At 69.8% G+C, this 17960-nt stretch carries 14 protein-coding genes; 4 read left to right on the top strand and 10 right to left on the bottom strand.

What is annotated here, in order from left to right; translation table 11 throughout:
- Nucleotides 1-102 precede the first annotated feature (102 nt).
- The 6 genes from purH to sucC form a co-directional block, all read right to left on the bottom strand.
- Nucleotides 103-1683 carry a bifunctional phosphoribosylaminoimidazolecarboxamide formyltransferase/IMP cyclohydrolase gene (purH, locus tag H284_RS0115645; RefSeq protein ID WP_020076975.1) on the bottom strand — a complete coding sequence of 527 codons (1581 nt, stop codon included), beginning with the start codon at nucleotides 1681-1683 and terminating at the stop codon, nucleotides 103-105.
- Nucleotides 1680-2273: a phosphoribosylglycinamide formyltransferase gene (purN, locus tag H284_RS0115640; RefSeq protein ID WP_018191897.1), complete on the bottom strand. Its 594-nt coding sequence runs from the start codon at nucleotides 2271-2273 to the stop codon at nucleotides 1680-1682. The genes purH and purN overlap by 4 nt, the downstream gene beginning before the upstream one ends.
- A gap of 35 nt (nucleotides 2274-2308) precedes the next feature.
- Nucleotides 2309-3613 (bottom strand): cell division protein PerM, encoded by a 1305-nt coding sequence (locus H284_RS0115635; RefSeq protein WP_020076974.1) that lies wholly within the window; start codon nucleotides 3611-3613, stop codon nucleotides 2309-2311.
- A gap of 55 nt (nucleotides 3614-3668) precedes the next feature.
- Nucleotides 3669-5051: a hypothetical protein gene (locus H284_RS0115630; protein WP_020076973.1), complete on the bottom strand. Its 1383-nt coding sequence runs from the start codon at nucleotides 5049-5051 to the stop codon at nucleotides 3669-3671.
- 145 nt (nucleotides 5052-5196) lie between these two features.
- A complete protein-coding gene (sucD, locus tag H284_RS0115625; RefSeq protein WP_018191900.1) occupies nucleotides 5197-6084 on the bottom strand; it encodes a succinate--CoA ligase subunit alpha in 888 nt (295 codons plus the stop codon).
- A gap of 17 nt (nucleotides 6085-6101) precedes the next feature.
- The gene (gene sucC, locus H284_RS0115620) at nucleotides 6102-7265 is read right to left on the bottom strand and encodes an ADP-forming succinate--CoA ligase subunit beta (RefSeq protein ID WP_020076972.1); all 1164 of its coding nucleotides are present in this window, start codon (nucleotides 7263-7265) and stop codon (nucleotides 6102-6104) included.
- A gap of 234 nt (nucleotides 7266-7499) precedes the next feature.
- Here sucC and H284_RS0115615 point away from each other — a divergent pair, with 234 nt between their 5' ends.
- The gene (locus H284_RS0115615) at nucleotides 7500-9104 is read left to right on the top strand and encodes a hypothetical protein (RefSeq protein ID WP_020076971.1); all 1605 of its coding nucleotides are present in this window, start codon (nucleotides 7500-7502) and stop codon (nucleotides 9102-9104) included.
- Between the two features lie 57 nt (nucleotides 9105-9161).
- A complete protein-coding gene (locus H284_RS0115610; RefSeq protein ID WP_020076970.1) occupies nucleotides 9162-10019 on the top strand; it encodes an oxygenase MpaB family protein in 858 nt (285 codons plus the stop codon).
- Here H284_RS0115610 and H284_RS0115605 read toward each other — a convergent pair.
- Genes H284_RS0115605 through H284_RS0115595 form a run of 3 tightly spaced genes read right to left on the bottom strand, consistent with a single transcriptional unit; the run spans nucleotide 10016 to nucleotide 14750 of the window.
- The gene (locus H284_RS0115605; protein ID WP_020076969.1) at nucleotides 10016-11080 is read right to left on the bottom strand and encodes an FUSC family protein; all 1065 of its coding nucleotides are present in this window, start codon (nucleotides 11078-11080) and stop codon (nucleotides 10016-10018) included. The genes H284_RS0115610 and H284_RS0115605 overlap by 4 nt on opposite strands.
- Entirely contained in the window at nucleotides 11077-13632 is a 2556-nt protein-coding gene (locus H284_RS0115600; RefSeq protein WP_020076968.1) for an ATP-dependent helicase, read from the bottom strand. Before H284_RS0115600 ends, H284_RS0115605 begins: the two co-directional genes overlap by 4 nt.
- A gap of 50 nt (nucleotides 13633-13682) precedes the next feature.
- On the bottom strand, nucleotides 13683-14750 hold the full coding sequence (locus tag H284_RS0115595; protein ID WP_020076967.1) for a glycerophosphodiester phosphodiesterase family protein: 1068 nt from the start codon (nucleotides 14748-14750) through the stop codon (nucleotides 13683-13685).
- Nucleotides 14751-14836: 86 nt separating this feature from the next.
- On the opposite strand from H284_RS0115595, the gene H284_RS0115590 reads away from it, so the two are divergent.
- Together H284_RS0115590 and H284_RS0115585 are read left to right on the top strand one after the other, a co-directional pair.
- On the top strand, nucleotides 14837-15433 hold the full coding sequence (locus tag H284_RS0115590; protein WP_020076966.1) for a hypothetical protein: 597 nt from the start codon (nucleotides 14837-14839) through the stop codon (nucleotides 15431-15433).
- A gap of 40 nt (nucleotides 15434-15473) precedes the next feature.
- On the top strand, nucleotides 15474-16265 hold the full coding sequence (locus H284_RS0115585; RefSeq protein ID WP_018191909.1) for a Bax inhibitor-1/YccA family protein: 792 nt from the start codon (nucleotides 15474-15476) through the stop codon (nucleotides 16263-16265).
- Nucleotides 16266-16334: 69 nt separating this feature from the next.
- Here the strand turns inward: H284_RS0115585 and guaA are convergent, their stop codons facing one another.
- Complete coding sequence (gene guaA, locus H284_RS0115580; RefSeq protein WP_018191910.1) at nucleotides 16335-17948, bottom strand: glutamine-hydrolyzing GMP synthase; 1614 nt, start codon at nucleotides 17946-17948, stop codon at nucleotides 16335-16337.
- Between the last annotated feature and the right edge of the window lie 12 nt (nucleotides 17949-17960).

Genomic DNA, 17960 nt, shown 5'->3' with positions numbered 1-17960 from the left:
GTGTCTCCTCGTGGGATCGCGGTGAAAATGTGTGACGGTCTTGTGGACCGCCGTCCATTCTCCCGCGACCGGGCCCCGGAGGCAACGTCGCCGCGCGTTCTCCTAGTGGAAGAAGTGCCGCTCGCCGGTGAAGTACATGGTGACTCCTGCTGCCTTCGCCGCCGCGATCACATCCTCGTCGCGGATGCTGCCGCCCGGCTGCACGATCGCACGGACGCCCGCGTCGATGAGGATCTGCGGGCCGTCGGCGAACGGGAAGAACGCGTCCGATGCGGCCACGGATCCGGCCGCCCGCTCCCCCGCACGGCTGACCGCCAGGGTGCACGAGTCGACGCGGTTGACCTGACCCATCCCGACCCCGACGGATGCGCCGTCGTGGGCAAGCAGGATGGCGTTCGACTTCACGGCGCGGCACGCCTTCCAGGCGAACTCGAGGTCCGCGCGGGTCGCCGCGTCGGCCTCCTCGCCGGCGACCAGGGTCCATCCGTCGGAAGAGAACTCATCGAAGCGGTCGGAGTCCTGCACGAGCACGCCACCCGAGATCTGGCGGAACTCGGTCAGTGCGCGGGCGTACCCCTCGGGCAGCTGCAGGATGCGGAGGTTCTTCTTCGTCTGCAGGAGTTCCAGAGCCTCCGGCTCGTAGTCCGGGGCGATCAGCACCTCGGTGAAGATGCCCTTCACCGTCTCCGCCATGGCGAGGGTGACCGTGCGGTTGGCCGCGATCACCCCGCCGTACGCCGACACCGGGTCGCACTCGTGCGCCTTGCGGTGCGCCTCGGCGATGTCGTCCGCGACGGCGATTCCGCAGGGGTTCGCGTGCTTGATGATGGCGACGGCCGGCTCGCGGAAGTCGTAGGCGCTGCGCAGGGCGGCATCCGCATCCACGTAGTTGTTGTACGACATCTCCTTGCCGCCGAGCTGGGTCGCCTGGGCGATGCCGGTGCCCTTCGGGTCGGCGTAGAGGGCGGCTGACTGGTGCGAGTTCTCGCCGTAGCGGAGGGTCTGCTTGAGCTCAGCCCGCGCCTCCCAGCGCTCGGGGAAGTCGTCGGTCGACGGCGCCTCCCCCGCGAACCAGGCGGCGACGGCGCCGTCGTAGGCGGCCGTGTGCGCGAACGCCTTCGATGCGAGCTCCCGTCGCTGGTCGAAGGTCGTACCACCGGCGGCGACGGCCTCCACGATGCCGTCATAGTCGGAGGGCGACACCACGATCGCCACGTTCGCGTGGTTCTTCGCGGCGGCGCGCACCATGGCCGGGCCGCCGATGTCGATCTGCTCGACGACGTCGTTGCCGACCGCGCCGGAGGCCACCGTCTCGACGAACGGGTAGAGGTTGACGACGACGAGCTCGAACGGCTCGATGCCGAGGTCCTTGAGCTGCTCCTCGTGCGACGCCAGCCGGAGGTCGGCGAGGAGTCCCGAGTGGATGGCCGGGTGCAGCGTCTTCACACGCCCGTCGAGCGACTCCGGGAACCCGGTGACGCTGGCGACATCGGTCACTGCGTGACCGGCGTCGCGGATCGTCTGCGCCGTCGAGCCGGTCGAGACGATCTCCACATCGGCCGCGGCGAGCGCGGACGCGAGGTCGAGCAGTCCGGTCTTGTCGCTGACCGAGATCAGGGCGCGGCGGATCGGGACGAGATCCCGCTCGCGGTACAGGCTGGCGTCGTGACGGGGTCCGCTCATGCTCGGGCAAGCTCCTCGAGGTCGATGTGTCCGTTGGCGATGTCGAGCACGGCGTCGATGAGCAGCCGTCGCTCCACAGGTTTGATGCGCTCGTGGAGGGCGGCCTCGGTGTCGCCCGGCTCCACCTCCACGCGCTCCTGGCTGATGATGGGGCCGGCGTCCACACCGTTGTCGACGACGATCAGGCTCGCCCCGGTCTGCGTCACGCCGGCGGCGAGAGCGTCGCGGACCGCATGCGCGCCGGGGAACTCGGGCAGGTACGCGGGGTGCGTGTTGATGAGCCGCGGCGACAGCGCCTCGACCACCCGTGGCGGCACCAGGCGCATGAAGCCGGACAGGATGGTCAGGTCGGGCTCCCACTGCCGGATCTGCTCGAGCAGCGCGTCGCCCCACTCCTCCCGGCTCGGATACGACGTGAAGGGCACCGTGAAGGTCGGGATGCCGAAGCGCTCCGCGTGCTCGAAGCCGTCCGCATCGCGGTCGGCGCCGACGGCGACCACACGCGCCGGGAACTCGGCGTCCTCCGAGGCCTCCAGCAGGGCACGCAGGTTGGAGCCGCCACCGGAGATCAGCACCACGATCGAGAGCACGCCACCAGCCTAGCGGCGTGAGACGACCGGCTCCGTCACCGGCGGCCGCGCCCGGCTGCGGCCAGCCCGATCCCCGCGGCGACGGCGACCTCCGCGGCCGCCAGCGCGCCCACCAGCCACGGGTTCGGCCCCACATCGTGCAAGCGTCCGGGTCCGAGGGCGCCGGACGACCACCACGCGAGGAGCCCGAGCTCGATCCCGGCGACCGCACCGATCCCGAGCGCGGTCAGCAGCAGTGCCTGCAGGCCGTCGAGCCCGCGAACCGCCGTCCGCGAGCGGACGAGGACACCGGAGACGAAACCCGCGAGGATCGGGACGACGACGCCGACCAGCCCGAAGCTCCAGCCGCCGGCCGGGATGATGCCGAAGAGCGGCAACCCCGGCAACGGCCCCAGCGCGGTACTGATCGGGCTCACCGACGACCCCTTGCCGAGGGCAAAGCCTGGGCCTACCAGCCACGACGCCATCCACACCACGACGTTCGGGATGACGGCGAGCTGCCCGATGGTCAGGGCCGCTCCCCCGGCGACACCCGTCTGCAGCTGCTCGTAGAGACTGATGATCGTCCCGTAATTGCCGAAGATCAGCAGCGCCACCACCAGAGCGGCCACGCCGATCACGATCGCGGTCGCCGCCGTTCCGGCGCGCAATGCGGCGCCCGCGCCGGTGCGCAGGGCGCCGGGGATCGGCACGGTCGCGGTCCGAAGAACGGAGAGGACGGCCGGCGCGGCTGCCCGTCCCGTCGAGGTGCCGCCGATGTCGCCGTCGAGCGCGCCCGTCGCATCCCGATCCGGCGACGCGGTCGCGGCAGCCGTCTCGGCGGGCGCCCCGCCGCGCAGCGCGGCGAAGCCGAATCCGGCGGCGATCCCCACCCCGTAGACGAAGGGCGGCAGGATGACCCCCTGCCAGATGGACGGCTGCGCGACCGGCGAACCAGCGGTCAGGACCACCAGTGTCGAGATGACCGCGAAGGTCGCCAAGGCGGTCAGCGCGCCGACGAGACGCTGATCCGTCTCCGCTGCGCGCATCCCGGTCCGAACGCCCAGTCCAGCGGTCAGAGCGGCGAACCCGAGCAGCGCGATCGTCACCTGGAACGGCACGGCCGCACCCGGCAAGCCGAGCTGCGCGACCGTCTGCGGGTCGAGCGCGATGGTCAGGTTGACGCCGTGGCCGACCAGCCAGATGTCGGCGGCGGACCGCCACACCACCGTGAAGTCGGCGCCGAGCTGGTACTGCGCCGCCCAGAGGATCGTGATCGGGACGAGGCAGATCCCGATGCCGATGGCGGCGACGATGAGCGCCTCCAGCGCGGCGAGCAGGGCGACGGTTGTGCGACTCATGACCGAACGGAGCCTACCGGCGCGCACGCGGCGCGGAGGGCCGACACTTCGGCGCTCAGGAGACCGTGACCACCGGCGTCTCGTCGTCGGCCTGCTCCGGCACGGTGATGACCGGCCGCTGCACCAGTTCGAGGATCGCGACGACCAGCGCCGCGAGCACCAGCGTCCAGATGATCAGAGCCGGTGTGAGCGGGCGGACGAACAGCACGACGGCGGCGGCGATCACCGCCACGGCCGCGCGGAGCAGCGTGCGCTGGGCGTACATCCACTCGCCCGCCCGGCCGGTCGTGATGCCGTGACGCTCCGCCGACTGGCGCACCCAGGCGACACCGTCGCCGAAGAAACCGCGCAGCCTCCGGGGAACGGCGAACGGGCCGGAGAACCACCCGACCACGGCGACGGCGATCGCGAGGACGAGGACGGCGACCGCAGTCGCGATCATCGCGTCCGTCACCGTCGAGAACAGCGTCTGCGCCAATCCCGAGGGCACCAACGACGGAGAGACCGAGGAGACGAAGACGAGCCGGCCGATGCCGATCGCGGCCAGCGTGATGCCCATGGCGAGACCCAGCGCGACCGCAGCCCAGATCAGAGCGAGGGCACGACGGCGGGCGACGACGACACCGAGCGCCAGCAGTCCGATCGCGACCCACGGCAGCCACGCCCCGGCAGCCACCGCCAGGCCGTAGAAGAGCTGCAGCGTCGGGATGGAGGAGTTCTGAGCGACGGTGATGGTGCGATCCACCGAGGGGATCTGCCCCGCGAACGTGACCCCCTGATCCAGCAGGAGCTGTTTCACCCGGTCGATGATCGGGGCGAGCTGGATGCCGACGGAGCCGTCGGACCCCACGGTGACGGCCGCCTTCGGGTCGTTCTGCATCGTCGCGATCAACTGGTCGTGACTCGTCCGGAGCGCCTGCTGCCAAACCTGCGCGAACGCGTCGGAGGCGACGAAGCGCTGGACGGTCGAGCGCAGCAGCGACTCGACGCCTTGCGCGAGCGGACCTTTCAGCGACTCCAGTGCCTTGGTGGCGACCGGACCGGTGCCCAGGTCGGTGATGCCGTCGATCACCTGAGACGTGAGCTGATCGATGTCCACGTTGTCCTGCACGGCCGTCACGGCCTCGTCGGTCACGAACGCCTGGACGCCCGGGTCGTGCGCGAGTGGCGCATACGTCGCGACGAACGAGTCGGTGTCGGTCAGCTGGACCTTCGCCCAGGACGCGACCACCGCGACGGGCGCGAGGATGGCACCGAGGACGATCAGCACGGTCGCCAGCAGGGTCCAGGCCCAGCTGCGCGGGCGCTTCGTCGGCGGCAACGGTGCGATCGGCACCGTGTCGATCGAGGGGTCGCCGCTCTGCATCCGGAGCGCGGCGTTCTCCTCCTCCAGAGCTGCGATGCGCTGCAGCAGCTCGGTGTTCGTCGGACGAGCCATCAGCGTCTCCTTCCGGCACGGTGCGCTCACTGTAGCGCCGCGGTCACCGTGTGCGGCAGGGAGTACCTGAACGGGATGACGCAGGCCGGAAACAGCGAAGGCCGGGACCTCCCGGTCCCGGCCTTCGCGGTGGTGCGTCTCGCGATTACAGCGCGGCGTAGACCTCGCGCAGCAGCTCCGCCGTCTCGGACGGCGTCTTGCCGACCTTGACGCCCGCAGCCTCCAGCGCCTCCTTCTTGGCCTGGGCGGTGCCCGCCGAGCCCGACACGATGGCGCCGGCGTGGCCCATGGTCTTGCCCTCGGGAGCCGTGAAGCCCGCGACGTAGCCGACGACCGGCTTGGTCACGTTCGCCTTGATGAAGTCCGCGGCGCGCTCCTCGGCGTCGCCGCCGATCTCGCCGATCATCACGATGGCCTTCGTCTCAGGGTCGGCCTCGAACGCGGCGAGCGCGTCGATGTGCGTGGTGCCGATGACGGGGTCTCCGCCGATGCCGATGGCGGTCGAGAAGCCGAGGTCGCGCAGCTCGTACATCATCTGGTAGGTCAGCGTGCCCGACTTCGAGACGAGGCCGATCGGGCCCTTGCCGGTGATGGTCGCCGGGGTGATCCCCACCAGCGACTCGCCGGGGGTGATGATTCCGGGGCAGTTCGGGCCGATGATCCGGGTCTTGTTGCCCTTCTCCTTGGCGTAGGCCCACGCCTCTGCGGAGTCCTGCACAGGGATGCCCTCGGTGATCACGACGAGCAGCGGGATCTCGGCGTCGATGGCCTCCACCATCGCGTCCTTCGCGAACGCCGGCGGTACGAAGATGATCGACACATCAGCGCCGGTCTTCTCGATGGCCTCGACGACCGTGCCGAACACGGGGAGCTCGACATCGCCGTGGGTGACGGTCGTGCCGGCCTTACGGGCGTTGACACCGCCGACCACCTGGGTGCCGGCCTTCAGCATGAGGGCGGTGTGCTTGGTGCCCTCACCGCCGGTGATGCCCTGGACGATGACCTTGGAGTCCTTGTTGAGGAAGATAGACATTCTCGTTCGTCCTTCGCTTACTTCGCGGCCAGCTCGGCGGCCTTGTCGGCGCCCTCGTCCATGGTGAGTGCGAGGGTGACCAGCGGGTGGTTCGCCTCGGTCAGGATGCGGCGCCCCTCGTCGACGTTGTTGCCGTCGAGGCGCACGACCAGCGGCTTGTTCGCCTCGTCGCCGAGGATCTCCAGCGCCTTCACGATGCCGTTGGCGACCGCGTCGCACGCGGTGATCCCGCCGAAGACGTTCACGAACACGCTCTTCACCTGCGGGTCGTTGAGGATGACGTCGAGACCCGCCGCCATGACCTCGGCGGATGCGCCGCCGCCGATGTCGAGGAAGTTGGCCGGCTTGACGCCCTGGTGCTTCTCGCCGGCGTAGGCGACGACGTCCAGGGTCGACATGACGAGTCCAGCGCCGTTGCCGATGATGCCCACCTGGCCGTCGAGCTTGACGTAGTTGAGGTTCGCCGCCTTGGCCTTGGCCTCCAGCGGGTCGGCCGCGTCCTTGTCCTCGAGGGCCTCGTGGTCGGGGTGACGGAAGTCGGCGTTCTCATCGAGGGAGACTTTGCCGTCGAGCGCGATGATGTCGCCCTCCTCGGTGAGGACGAGCGGGTTCACCTCGACGAGGGTCGCGTCCTCGCCGGTGTAGACCTCGTAGAGCTTCACGAAGACATCGGCGACCTTCTCGACGAGGTCCTCCGGGAATCCGGCGGCCTGTGCGATCTCGACGGCCTTCGCGTGGTCGATGCCGCCGCGCGGGTCGACCTCGACGCGGGCGAGCGCCTCCGGCTTCTCCACGGCGAGCTGCTCGATCTCCATACCGCCCTCGACGCTGGTCAGCGAGAGGTAGGAGCGGTTGGCGCGGTCGAGGAGCACCGAGAAGTAGAACTCGCGGGCGATGCGGGCACCGCCGGCGACCATGACACGACGGACGACGTGGCCCTTGATGTCGAGTCCGAGGATGGCCCGGGCCGCTGCCTCCGCCTCATCGGCGTTCTTCGCGACCTTGACACCGCCGGCCTTTCCGCGACCACCGGTCTTGACCTGCGCCTTGACGACGGTCACGCCGCCCAGCTTCTCGGCAGCCGCACGCACCTCCTCGGGGGTGTCGGCGACGATGCCCGGAAGCACCGGGACCCCGTACTTCTCAAACAGGTCTCTGGCCTGGTACTCGTATAGATCCACGGTTATCCAATCCGCTGGTGTTCCGGTGCGCTCGTGGCTGCCGGCTGATTTCTCCTGACGGTCCGGCGCGAGAATAGCTCGACGCCGAGATAAATTCGCCAGGAAGAACTTTAGACCCTTCCCCTGAACGGGCCGAAACCGGCCGAGGTGTTCACAGGTCCTCGGCGAACGCCGTTGTCCACCGATCCGCCGACGGCGGCCCCGCGGAGCCGACGTCGCCGCGACGGTGGAGGCATGACTCATCGACCTTTCACCCTGATCTCCGCTGTATGCCTCGCGGGGCTGGCCGTCTTCCTCGGCGTCCTCCATGGAGCGCTCACCTCCGCTGCCGGGCCGGCCCGCGCCCTCGTGGGCGACGGCCACGGTCCCGGCTACCAGTCCCCCGACGGCTGGTGGCTGGGCGCCTACCATTTCGACGACGGCGCACTCGGCTTCTGCCTGAATCCCGGCAAGGTGGCACCGGTCGGCCTCCAGTACAGCTACGCGGACCCCGCCGGAATGGGCTGGTGGACGCCGGAGCAGTCGGCGATGTTCGCCTACTTCGCCCGCACCTGGGCGGGAAGCAGCGACCGCCTCACCGCTGCCTCAGGGCAGCTGGCGACATGGATGTACGCCGGGATGTCCGAACCAGAGGCCCGAGAGCACGCGGCACGGGCGGGCGCCGACAGCGACCGCGTCTACGCGCGGGCGGTCGAGATGCTGGCCGAGGCCCGAAGCCGCGCCTCGACCGGAGTGCGCGCCGCCGTGGTCGTCGAACTCGCCGAGTCGGGAGCCGGCCGCGTACGCGTCGAACTGACCGTGGACCGCATCGCCGGCCCGGAGCTGCTCCCCAGCGGCGCTCATCCCGTCTCAGTGGCCCTCACGGGTGCCACCTTCGACGACGGCGGGAGCACCGGCACCATTCGGTCGGGGACCGATGTCGCCATCCGGCCGACCGGATCGGAGGCCAGCGTCGCCGTGAGCGCCACGGCGAAGACGGGCGAACTCCCTTACGGCAACCGGATCACCGTCGCTCTGCCGACGACGGACGCACAGGCCGTGCTGATCGCGGAACCGTCCACGGCGAATGCGCAGGCCGAGGCGCACGCGACGGGCCCCTCGCCGCTGCCGTTCCAGCCGCAGGTGGGTACACGCACGTCCCTGGCCGAGGCGCATCCGGGTGCCGCGATCGCCGACCACCTCACCGTGAGCGTCGCCGAGGGCGATGGCCTGCTTCCGACCTGGGGCGTTCGCGCCAGCGATGACGGCTTCACCGCCATCACAGCGGTCGTCGAGAGCACGCTGCACGGGCCGTTCGCCGAACCGATCTCCCACGCTCCCGCGCCGCCGCCGGACTCGCCCACGGTCTGCACGGTCGAGACGGTGATCGACGGCGTCGGCGAGTACACCACGCCGAGCTGCACGCTCCCGGCCGACGGCTACTACGTCTGGACCGAACGTATCGACCCGGCGCGCACCGATCCCGATGCGGGCGGAGCACGGGTGCACCCGTGGACGTCCGAGTTCGGCATCGCCACCGAGATCACCCGGGCGCAGACTCCCGTCGTCCCCGTGCCGGACATCGAGCCCGCCCTGACTCAGACGAGATTGGCCGACACGGGCACGGACACGCTGGTGCCGGCACTCTGGGGCTCTGGGACCGGCATCGCAGGTGTGCTTCTGCTGATCGCCGGGCGACTGCGTACCCGCGGAGTTCGCCGGCCACGAGGGAGACTCGCGGCTCTCGAGGGAGCGGTCCTCGACCCCGAGTCGGTCGCCCGCCCCGGTCGGCCGCCGCGCGTCACCGGCCGACGGAACCTGCGCCCGCGGCGTGCCCGCTCCACCTGGGTGGCACCGTGAGCAGCACGCAACTCTCACTCTCCGGTCACTCGCAGGAGCCGACGACAGGATGTCCGGGTGCGCAGAAATCCCCGCGATCGGCCCGTCGAGGTCGAGGACATCGTCTCCGAGGCGCTGACCTTGGCGGGCGGGGGCCGCGCTCTTCTGTTGCAGATCGCGCATCCCTCGGTCGGCCGCGGCGTCGTCGAGCACAGCGACTTCGCCGAGCGGCTCATGGACCGGTTCGACGGCACGATGCTCTATCTCACGGCGACGATGTTCGGCTCGGAGGCGGAGCTCGCGGCCATGCGGAGGATCGTGAACCGAGCGCATGCGGCCGTCCGCGGGGAGAACTCGGCAGATGGATCGGCCTACAACGCCTTCGATCCGGAGCTCCAGCTCTGGGTGGCCGCCACGCTCTACCAGACGGTGATGGACCTGCACCGGCGGGTCTTCGGCCCGCTCACTCCGGCGCAGGCGGACCGAGCGTACGACGAGCTCTCGCGAGCACTGTCCAATCTGCAGCTCACCCACGACCGGTGGCCGGCCCGGCGCGCAGACTTCGACGCCTACTGGGACGGGATGATCCTGGCGCTCCGGGTGGACGACGACGTACGAGCGGTCTCACGGCAGATCCTGTACCCGCGTCGGATGCCGTGGTGGCTCCGCCCGATACTGCCTCTGGTGCGGCTCGTCACGGCCGGCCTTCTGCCCGACGCGGTGCGACGTCAGTTCGATCTCGCCTGGAACGAGCAGCGCCAGCGCCGGTTCGACCGCGCGATCCGGTGGACGGCGGCGGTCTACCCCCGCCTGCCGCTCCCCCTGCGCCATCTCCCGCGCGAGCGCTACCGGGCGAAGCTCCGACGTGCGGTGCGCAGAGCGCGTCCAGCCGCCGCCGGCGACCGTGCCGCGATGAAGCCGACCGCGCCGCGCTAGGCGGCGAGACCGCGCCGACGCTCGACGACGCGGGCGAGAAGCACCAATGCGATACCGACGCCCGCACCGAGAACCGTCTCCAGGACGCGGTCGACGACCAGGACGTTCAACGGTGTCGGACTCGCCAGGTGCGAGACCGACAGAGCCAGCGGAGTGATGAACACCAGAGCCGCGCCGTAGTGCCTCGCGACGAGGATCTCTGCGAAGAACTGGCACACCACGATCACGCAAATCACCACGATCGCGGGAGGCGACCAGACCAGGAGCACGGCCGTGACGGCGACGCCGACGATCGTGCCCACGATCCGGTGCAGGGAACGCGAGATGGAGTGGGCCGCCCGCGCAGGAGGGATCACGGCCACGACGCTCACCACGGCCCAATAGGCGTGACCCAGTCCGAACGCGAGGGCGACGCCGCCGGCGATCAGCACACCGGCGACGTTCTGCGCGACGGTGAGCCAGACCCGCGGATCCCGCACGGCCGCGAGGTCGATGCCGGGCCGCCGACGCAGGTCGGGCACGAACCCGGAGCGCCCCAACGCACTGCGCGAGACGCCCGGGATGCGACGCACGGCCCAGCCGGACATGGTCAGCAGCCATGCGAACGCCGCCGCCGCCGCGGCGAGGCCGATGCGCGGGAGCGCGTCCGCCGCCGGAGTCGGCACGGCGGCACAGACCAGCAGAGCGAAGACGAAGAACAGCGCCTGCGGCGGCATCATCTGGAAGACCGTGACGAACACGGTTCCACCGCCGACGACCAGCACCAGTGCGACGGCCACGAGCGCGAGCGGTTCACCGAGCACGGCGAGACCCACGCCGGCGGAGATGCTGAGAAGCAGCGCAAGGGCGGCGACGGTGAGGGTCCGCACCCGCACCCGATACGGCTCGTTCCTTCCATAGAGCGCCGTGAAGGCGCCGAAGGTGGCGTACGCCGTCAGATCGAGACGGTCGACCGCGAAGAGGATGAACAACGGCACCGCGACAGCGACGGCCGCCCGCAGACCCACCTCGAGGTTGCGCGGCGCTCCGCCCTTCCGCTCTGCCGGGGCAGCCGCCGTCACAGCTTGTCGATCGGGGCGATCTTGATGAGGAGCTTCTTCGCGCCCACCTTGTCGAACTGGACATGCGCGACGCGCTTGGCGCCCTGCCCGGTCACCTGGGTGACCCGGCCCTCGCCGAAGTCGGCGTGGCGGATGCGGTCGCCGGGCGCCAACTCCAGGTCGCCGTTGTCGCGGACCTTGCCCGTGACGCGGTTCGGCCACTCCGCCTTCGGGCGCTCCTGGCGGAACGTCGACGACGAGAGCGGGTCGTTCCACCCGGTCCCGCCGGAACCGGCTCCCAGACCCGGACGCCTGGCGTTGAGCGCGCGGGACTGCGTGCCGCCGCGGCCGTTCGCCGAACCCGGCGACTGGCGCCAATCGATCAGATCGGCGGGGATCTCTTGCAGATAGCGACTCGGCATCGCGACCGCGGTCTCGCCGAACTGCGCCCGCGTCATCGCCAGCGACAGGAACAGGCGCTTCTTCGCTCGCGTGATGCCCACGTAGAACAGGCGACGCTCCTCCGCCGGGCCGCCGGGCTCGTTCGCCGACATCCGGTGCGGGAGGAGGTCCTCCTCGATGCCGGTCAGGAACACGGCGTCGTACTCCAAGCCCTTCGCCGTGTGCAGCGTCATCAGCGACACCGAGCCGCTCGAGTCGTCGATCTCATCCGCGGCAGCGACCAGCGATACCTCGGTGAGGAAGTCGACCAGCGTCCCGTCCGGGTTGTTGCGCGCGAACTCGCGGGTCACAGCCACGAGCTCGTCCACGTTCTCGGCGCGCGCCTCATCCTGCGGGTCGCGGCTGTTGCGCAGCACGTCCAGGTAGCCGCTGCCGTCCAGCAGGAAGGTCAGGATGTCTGCGACCGGCGAGACCCCGGCCGGATTCGACGGGTCGATCTTGGCGGCCGCCTCGTCCAGAAGATTCGACAGCTGCAGGATCGCGTTCGTCACCTTCGGGCCGAGACCCAAGGAGCCGGCGTCGCGCATGGCCGCACGGAACGTGAGTCCGTTGTCCTCCGCGTAGCTCGCCAGCTGCGTCTCCGTCGCCGGTCCGATGCCGCGCTTCGGCGTGTTCAGGATGCGGCGGAGCGCCAGCATGTCGCTCGGGTTCGCGACCGTGATCAGATACGCCATGGCGTCCTTGATCTCGGCCCGCTCGTAGAACTTCGTGCCGCCCATCACCTTGTACGGCAACGCCGAACGGATGAAGATCTCCTCCAGCGCACGCGTCTGGGCGTTGGTGCGGTAGAAGACGGCGATGTCCTTGTAGTCCATCCCCGCGCTGTGCAGCTTCTCGATCTCGTCGGCCACGAACTGGGCCTCGTCGTGGCCCGAGTACCCGGTGTACCCGACGATCTTCTCGCCGTCTCCGACGGCGGTCCACAGCTTCTTGTCCTTGCGGTCGAAGTTGTTGGAGATGACCGCGTTGGCAGCGCTGAGGATGTTCTGCGTCGAGCGGTAGTTCTGCTCCAGCAGCACCACCTTCGCGCCGGGGAAGTCGCGCTCGAACTCGACGATGTTGCGGATGTCTGCACCACGGAACGCGTAGATCGACTGGTCCGAGTCGCCGACCACCGTGAGAGAGGCGCTCGGGATGACGCCCGCAGCATCGCGCAGCGGGCCGACATTGCGGCCGTGGGCCTCCAGGTCGTCGGCGATGTCCGGAGCTACCGGCATGGTGAGCTCGCGGATCAGCGAGTACTGCGCGTGGTTGGTGTCCTGGTACTCGTCGACCAGGATGTGCCGGAACCGGCTCTGGTACAACGCCGCCACCCGCGGGAAGGCGCGGAAGAGGAACACCGTCTCGGCGATCAGGTCGTCGAAGTCGAAAGCGTTCGCGCGTCGGAGCTCCCGCGTGTACTGGCGGAAGATCTCGAGGAACATGACCTCCTGCGGGTCACTGAGGTTGGCCGAGCGTGCGTGGGTCTCCAGATCGGTCAGCTCGTTCTTGAGCTTCGAGATGCGGTTCGCCGCGCTGCCGACGGTGAATCCGAGAGTGTCGGCGTCGAGCTCCTTGATGATGCGCTTCAGCAGGGCACGAGAGTCGCCCGAGTCGTAGATGGTGAAGCTCGGAGTCTTGCCGATCGTCTCGGCCTCGCGCCGGAGGATGCGCACGCAGGCCGAGTGGAACGTCGAGATCCACATTCCCTGCGCCTTGCCGCCGAGCAGCTGCTCGACGCGCTCGCGCATCTCGTTGGCCGCCTTGTTGGTGAAGGTGATGGCCAGGATCTCGCTCGGCCAGGCCTCCCGGCTCTCGATCAGCCCGGCGATGCGCCGGGTCAGGACGCTGGTCTTGCCGGAGCCGGCGCCCGCCACAATCAGCAGCGCCTGGCCGCGATACTCGGCCGCTTCACGCTGCTGCGGGTTGAGGCCCTCGAACAGGCGCTCGCTCGGCCCGCGCCAGTGGCCGGAACCGCCGGGCCCTCCCGTTCCGCGCGAGCCCCGCCCGCCGCCCGTTCCCGGGCCGGAGCCCGGGGTCGCGTCGACGTCGGTGCCGTCGCCCTGCCACCCGTCCAGGATGATCGGGACGGAGGAAGGGGTGGTCTGCGGGGCGTCGGGAAGGCTCGTCATGTCTGCAGTCGATTTTAGTCGCTGCCACCGTCATTCGGCCGCGAGCGTGGTCAGCGACCGTCGCGCACGGCCACCGCCAGGTCAGGATGGTCGGCGAACACGCCGTCCACTCCCGAGTGCAGCAGGATCGAGAAGTGGCGTCGCCAATCCCCCCAGGCCGCCTCCGCGCCCTCGGTCCGGAACTCGGCGGGGAGCATCCCGTTCTCCGGACGCAGCGTCCAGCAGAACACGGCGAGGCCCGCGGAATGCGCGAGATCGACCAGATCGGACGTGACCGCGCCGACGTCCGCCCCGTCGTCCTCCCCGAACAGCGCCATCGACACCGAGCCGGAGGACAGCACCAGCGACGTCTCGACGCTGATTCCGTCAACCCGATCGGCTGCCGAGCGGGCCGCCGAGCCCAGCGCGTACAGACCGCGCAGGCTGAGATCGGCGTCGTACCCGGGTGCCGACGATCCGAGAGCGGCGACACGGTCCGCCGGAGCGCCCGCATCCTCCAGCAGATACACGCGACGACCTCGGAAGCCGCGCTCGTGCAGCTTCACCAGGACGGTGCGCTCGAAGCTCTCGACCACCACACCGGCTCGGTCCGTCCAGCCCGCGTCCGCGAGATCCCGCAACAGCAGTTCGTCCAGCGGGTACCCCGCCGCCTCGAAGTACGTCGCGTGCTTCAGCTCGGCCACGAGACCCGGCGGCCGCCCAGAGCCCTCGCCCGTGCGATCGATCAGCTCGAGCAGGTCACGCAGGCGGAGGATCGGGTAGTGCCCGTCGAAGGTCGAACTGTGCTGCCGCAGAGCCGGGATGCGCTCCCGCGCCCGCAGCGTCGACAGTTCGTCCCAGGTGAAGTCCTCGGTGAACCAGCCGGTCAGCGCGACCCCGTCGACCTCCTTGGTCGTCCGGCGATCGGCGAACTCCGTGTGGTCCGCGACATCCGTCGTTCCCGAGATCTCGTTCTCATGCCGGAGGACGAGCACTCCGTCCTTCGTCGCCACGATGTCGGGCTCGACGGCGTCGGCACCGAGCTGGAACGCCAGCTCGTACGAGCCCTGCGTGTGCTCCGGCCGATACCCCGGAGCCCCGCGGTGGCCGATGACCACCGGAGCCGTTCGCGCGCGCATGGCCCGATCCTAGCTCGGAGCACGCACGCCGCCCCCGGCACCGACATGCCGGGTCGTGGACGCGCGAGGAGTGCCAGAATCGACGGGTGTCCGCCGACCCCAACACGGCCCCCGCGCCCCGCGACCCCGCCCGGCCGGACACCGGCACGCCTGCACACGGCGGCTGGAGGGAGCCCGCGTCCCTGCTCCCGCTCCGCTGGGGCGTCTACCGCCCCCGACTGATCGTCGGACTCGCGATGCTCGTCGTCGGAACCGCGTGCGTGCTCGGGACCACGACGTACAGCCTCACGCTCCTCCTCATCGGATCGCTCATGCAGCCGGCCGGCTGGGCTGTGCTCCCGTCGACGATCGGCCGGCGCGTCGCCGTCCCCCTTCCCGTCCTGGGTTTCACCTGGCTCATGCTGGGCGGCTCCGGCTTCGCCTGGTGCTACGCGGTCGTCCTCGCGGCCTGGCTGCTCGTCCGGCTCCGCCCGCTCCCCTCGTTCGCCGTGCTCGTCCTCCCGGTCGCGTGGAGCGTCCTCCTCCCGCTGTTCGTGCACGACTACGAGCACGGCTGGATCACCATCGCCACGAGCACGGCGGTCATCGTCGGGGGCGCGTGGCTCGCGAAATGGATCGCCATCCGATTCGATTCATGGCAATCTGTCAGAACTCTCAGAAAAGAACCCCGTAGATTTGACTGAAGACGACCGTCAACCGGTCCACCCATAGAACGAGGAGCTCATGGCACTCAACAACCCGGCCTTCTCTACGAACCCGGCGTTCTCCACCAACGGTCAGGCGGCGACCGTCTCCGCCGAGAAACTGGAGCAGATGTACCAGTCGCCGTCGGCGACCGCCGTGGACACCGACCGGATGACGGTCGAAGACACCATCACCAAGACGGCGATCTGCTTCGTTCTCCTGCTCGCGGGCGCCGGCGTCGGCTGGTTCGTCCCTGTTCTCGCCATCCCCGCCGCGATCGTCGGCTTCGTGCTGGCGCTCGTCAACATCTTCAAGCGCAAGCCGTCCCCCGGCCTGATCCTCGGATACTCGGCCGCGCAGGGCATCTTCCTCGGCGCGATCTCGATGTTCTTCGAGTCGCAGTGGTCAGGCATCGTCATCCAGGCGGTCATCGCGACGTTCGCCGTCGTGGGCGTGACTCTGGCGCTCTTCGCCTCAGGCAAGATCCGCGCCTCGGCGAAGGCGACGAAGATCTTCCTCATCGCGATGTTCGGCTACCTCGCCTACTCGCTGGTCAACCTGGTCCTGATGTGGACGGGCGTGACCGGCGGCAGCTTCGGCCTGAACAGCGTCGAGCTCGGCAACACCGGCATCAAGCTGGGCCTGATCATCGGCCTCCTGGTCGTCCTGCTCGGCGCCTACTCGCTGGTGCTCGACTTCGACGCGATCAAGCAGGGTGTCGCGAACCGCGCCCCGCGCATCTACGGCTGGTCGGGTGCCTTCGGCATCATGGTCACGGTCATCTGGCTGTACCTCGAGATCCTCCGCATGCTGGCGATCTCGCGCGACTGACACCCACGTTTCACGACGAAGGCCCGGGATGCTGGTTCAGCATCCCGGGCCTTTGTCGTCAGTGCGGGATCACTCCCACTCGATGGTCCCCGGCGGCTTCGACGTCACGTCGAGCACGACACGGTTCACGCCATCCACCTCGTTGGTGATGCGGTTCGAGATCTTCGCCAGCAGGTCGTACGGCAGGCGGGTCCAGTCGGCCGTCATGGCGTCCTCGCTGGAGACCGGGCGCAGCACGATGGGATGCCCGTAGGTCCGGCCGTCGCCCTGCACGCCGACCGAGCGCACGTCCGCGAGCAGCACAACGGGGCACTGCCAGATCTCTGCGTCGAGGCCCGCGGCCGTGAGCTCCGCGCGCACGATGGCGTCGGCGTCGCGCAGCAGATCGAGACGCTCCTGGGTGACCTCTCCGACGATGCGGATGCCGAGGCCCGGTCCGGGGAACGGCTGGCGGGAGACGATCTCCTCCGGCAGTCCGAGCTCGCGTCCGATGGCGCGCACCTCGTCCTTGAACAGCGTGCGGAGGGGCTCGACCAGCTCGAACTGGAGGTCCTCCGGCAGGCCGCCGACGTTGTGGTGGCTCTTGATGTTGGCCGTGCCCGTTCCGCCGCCCGACTCGACGACGTCCGGGTACAGAGTGCCCTGGACGAGGAAGCGGATGGGGTCGCCCTCGCTGGCCGCCTCGGCGATCAGGTCGGCCTGAGCCTTCTCGAAGACGCGGATGAACTCGCGGCCGATGATCTTGCGCTTCGTCTCCGGGTCGCTGACGCCGGAGAGCGCGTCGAGGAACTGCTTCTGCGCATCGACGGTCACGAGCCGGACGCCCGTCGCCTTGACGTAGTCCTCTTCGACCTGGCGCGCCTCATCCTTGCGGAGAAGGCCGTGGTCGACGAACACGCAGACCAGCTGGTCGCCGACGGCCTCGTGGACCAGCGCGGCGGCGACGGCGGAGTCGACCCCGCCGGAGAGCGCGCAGATCACGCGGCCCGAACCGACCTGGGCGCGGATGGCCGCCACCTGGTCGGCGATCACGTTGCCGCTGTTCCAGTCGGCCGGGATGCCGGCCGCCCGGTGGAGGAAGTTCTCGAGAACGGCCTGGCCGTAGGTGGAGTGCTTGACCTCGGGATGCCACTGGACGCCGTACAGCTTGCGCTCGTCGTTCGCGAAGGCGGCGACGGGCGTTCCGTCGGTCGACGCGAGGACGTCGAACCCTTCTGGCGCGCGGGCGACCGAGTCGCCGTGGCTCATCCAGGCCGTCTGCTCCTCCGGCTGGCCGTCGAGCAGGATGCCGGAGTCGCTGATCCGCACGGCGGTCGAGCCGTACTCGCGCTGGCCGGTCTTCGCGACCTCGCCGCCGAGCGCGGTCGCCATGACCTGGAAGCCGTAGCAGATGCCGAGCACGGGGACGCCGAGGTCGAGGATGGCCTCGTCGAGCCGCGGTGCGCCCTCCTCGTACACCGAGGACGGTCCGCCGGAGAGGACGATCCCGGAGGGGCGCTTGGCGGCCACCTCGGACGCGGTCACCGTGTGCGGCACGATCTCCGAGTAGACATTCGCCTCGCGCACGCGCCGGGCGATCAGCTGCGCGTACTGCGCGCCGAAGTCGACGACCAGGACGGGCCCGGACGGGTTGGCGGAGTCGGCTCCGCCCAGAAGATCGGTGAACGCCGCATCCGTGCTCATCGGGTCAGGGCT

Origin of the sequence: Cryocola sp. 340MFSha3.1 (genome assembly GCF_000383315.1) — a bacterium.
GTDB lineage: Bacteria > Actinomycetota > Actinomycetes > Actinomycetales > Microbacteriaceae > Leifsonia.
The sequence above is the reverse complement of the archived record's forward strand: the minus strand, read 5'-3'. Positions and strand labels throughout refer to the sequence as shown.

Excerpts from the sequence above, each read along its gene's own strand:
- purH (WP_020076975.1), bottom strand. The coding sequence starts at position 1,683 with ATGAGCGGACCCCGTCACGACGCCAGCCTGTACCGCGAGCGGGATCTC.
- H284_RS0115635 (WP_020076974.1), bottom strand. The coding sequence starts at position 3,613 with ATGAGTCGCACAACCGTCGCCCTGCTCGCCGCGCTGGAGGCGCTCATC.
- H284_RS0115630 (WP_020076973.1), bottom strand. The coding sequence starts at position 5,051 with ATGGCTCGTCCGACGAACACCGAGCTGCTGCAGCGCATCGCAGCTCTG.
- sucD (WP_018191900.1), bottom strand. The coding sequence starts at position 6,084 with ATGTCTATCTTCCTCAACAAGGACTCCAAGGTCATCGTCCAGGGCATC.
- H284_RS0115615 (WP_020076971.1), top strand. The coding sequence starts at position 7,500 with ATGACTCATCGACCTTTCACCCTGATCTCCGCTGTATGCCTCGCGGGG.
- H284_RS0115600 (WP_020076968.1), bottom strand. The coding sequence starts at position 13,632 with ATGACGAGCCTTCCCGACGCCCCGCAGACCACCCCTTCCTCCGTCCCG.
- H284_RS0115595 (WP_020076967.1), bottom strand. The coding sequence starts at position 14,750 with ATGCGCGCGCGAACGGCTCCGGTGGTCATCGGCCACCGCGGGGCTCCG.
- H284_RS0115585 (WP_018191909.1), top strand. The coding sequence starts at position 15,474 with ATGGCACTCAACAACCCGGCCTTCTCTACGAACCCGGCGTTCTCCACC.
- guaA (WP_018191910.1), bottom strand. The coding sequence starts at position 17,948 with ATGAGCACGGATGCGGCGTTCACCGATCTTCTGGGCGGAGCCGACTCC.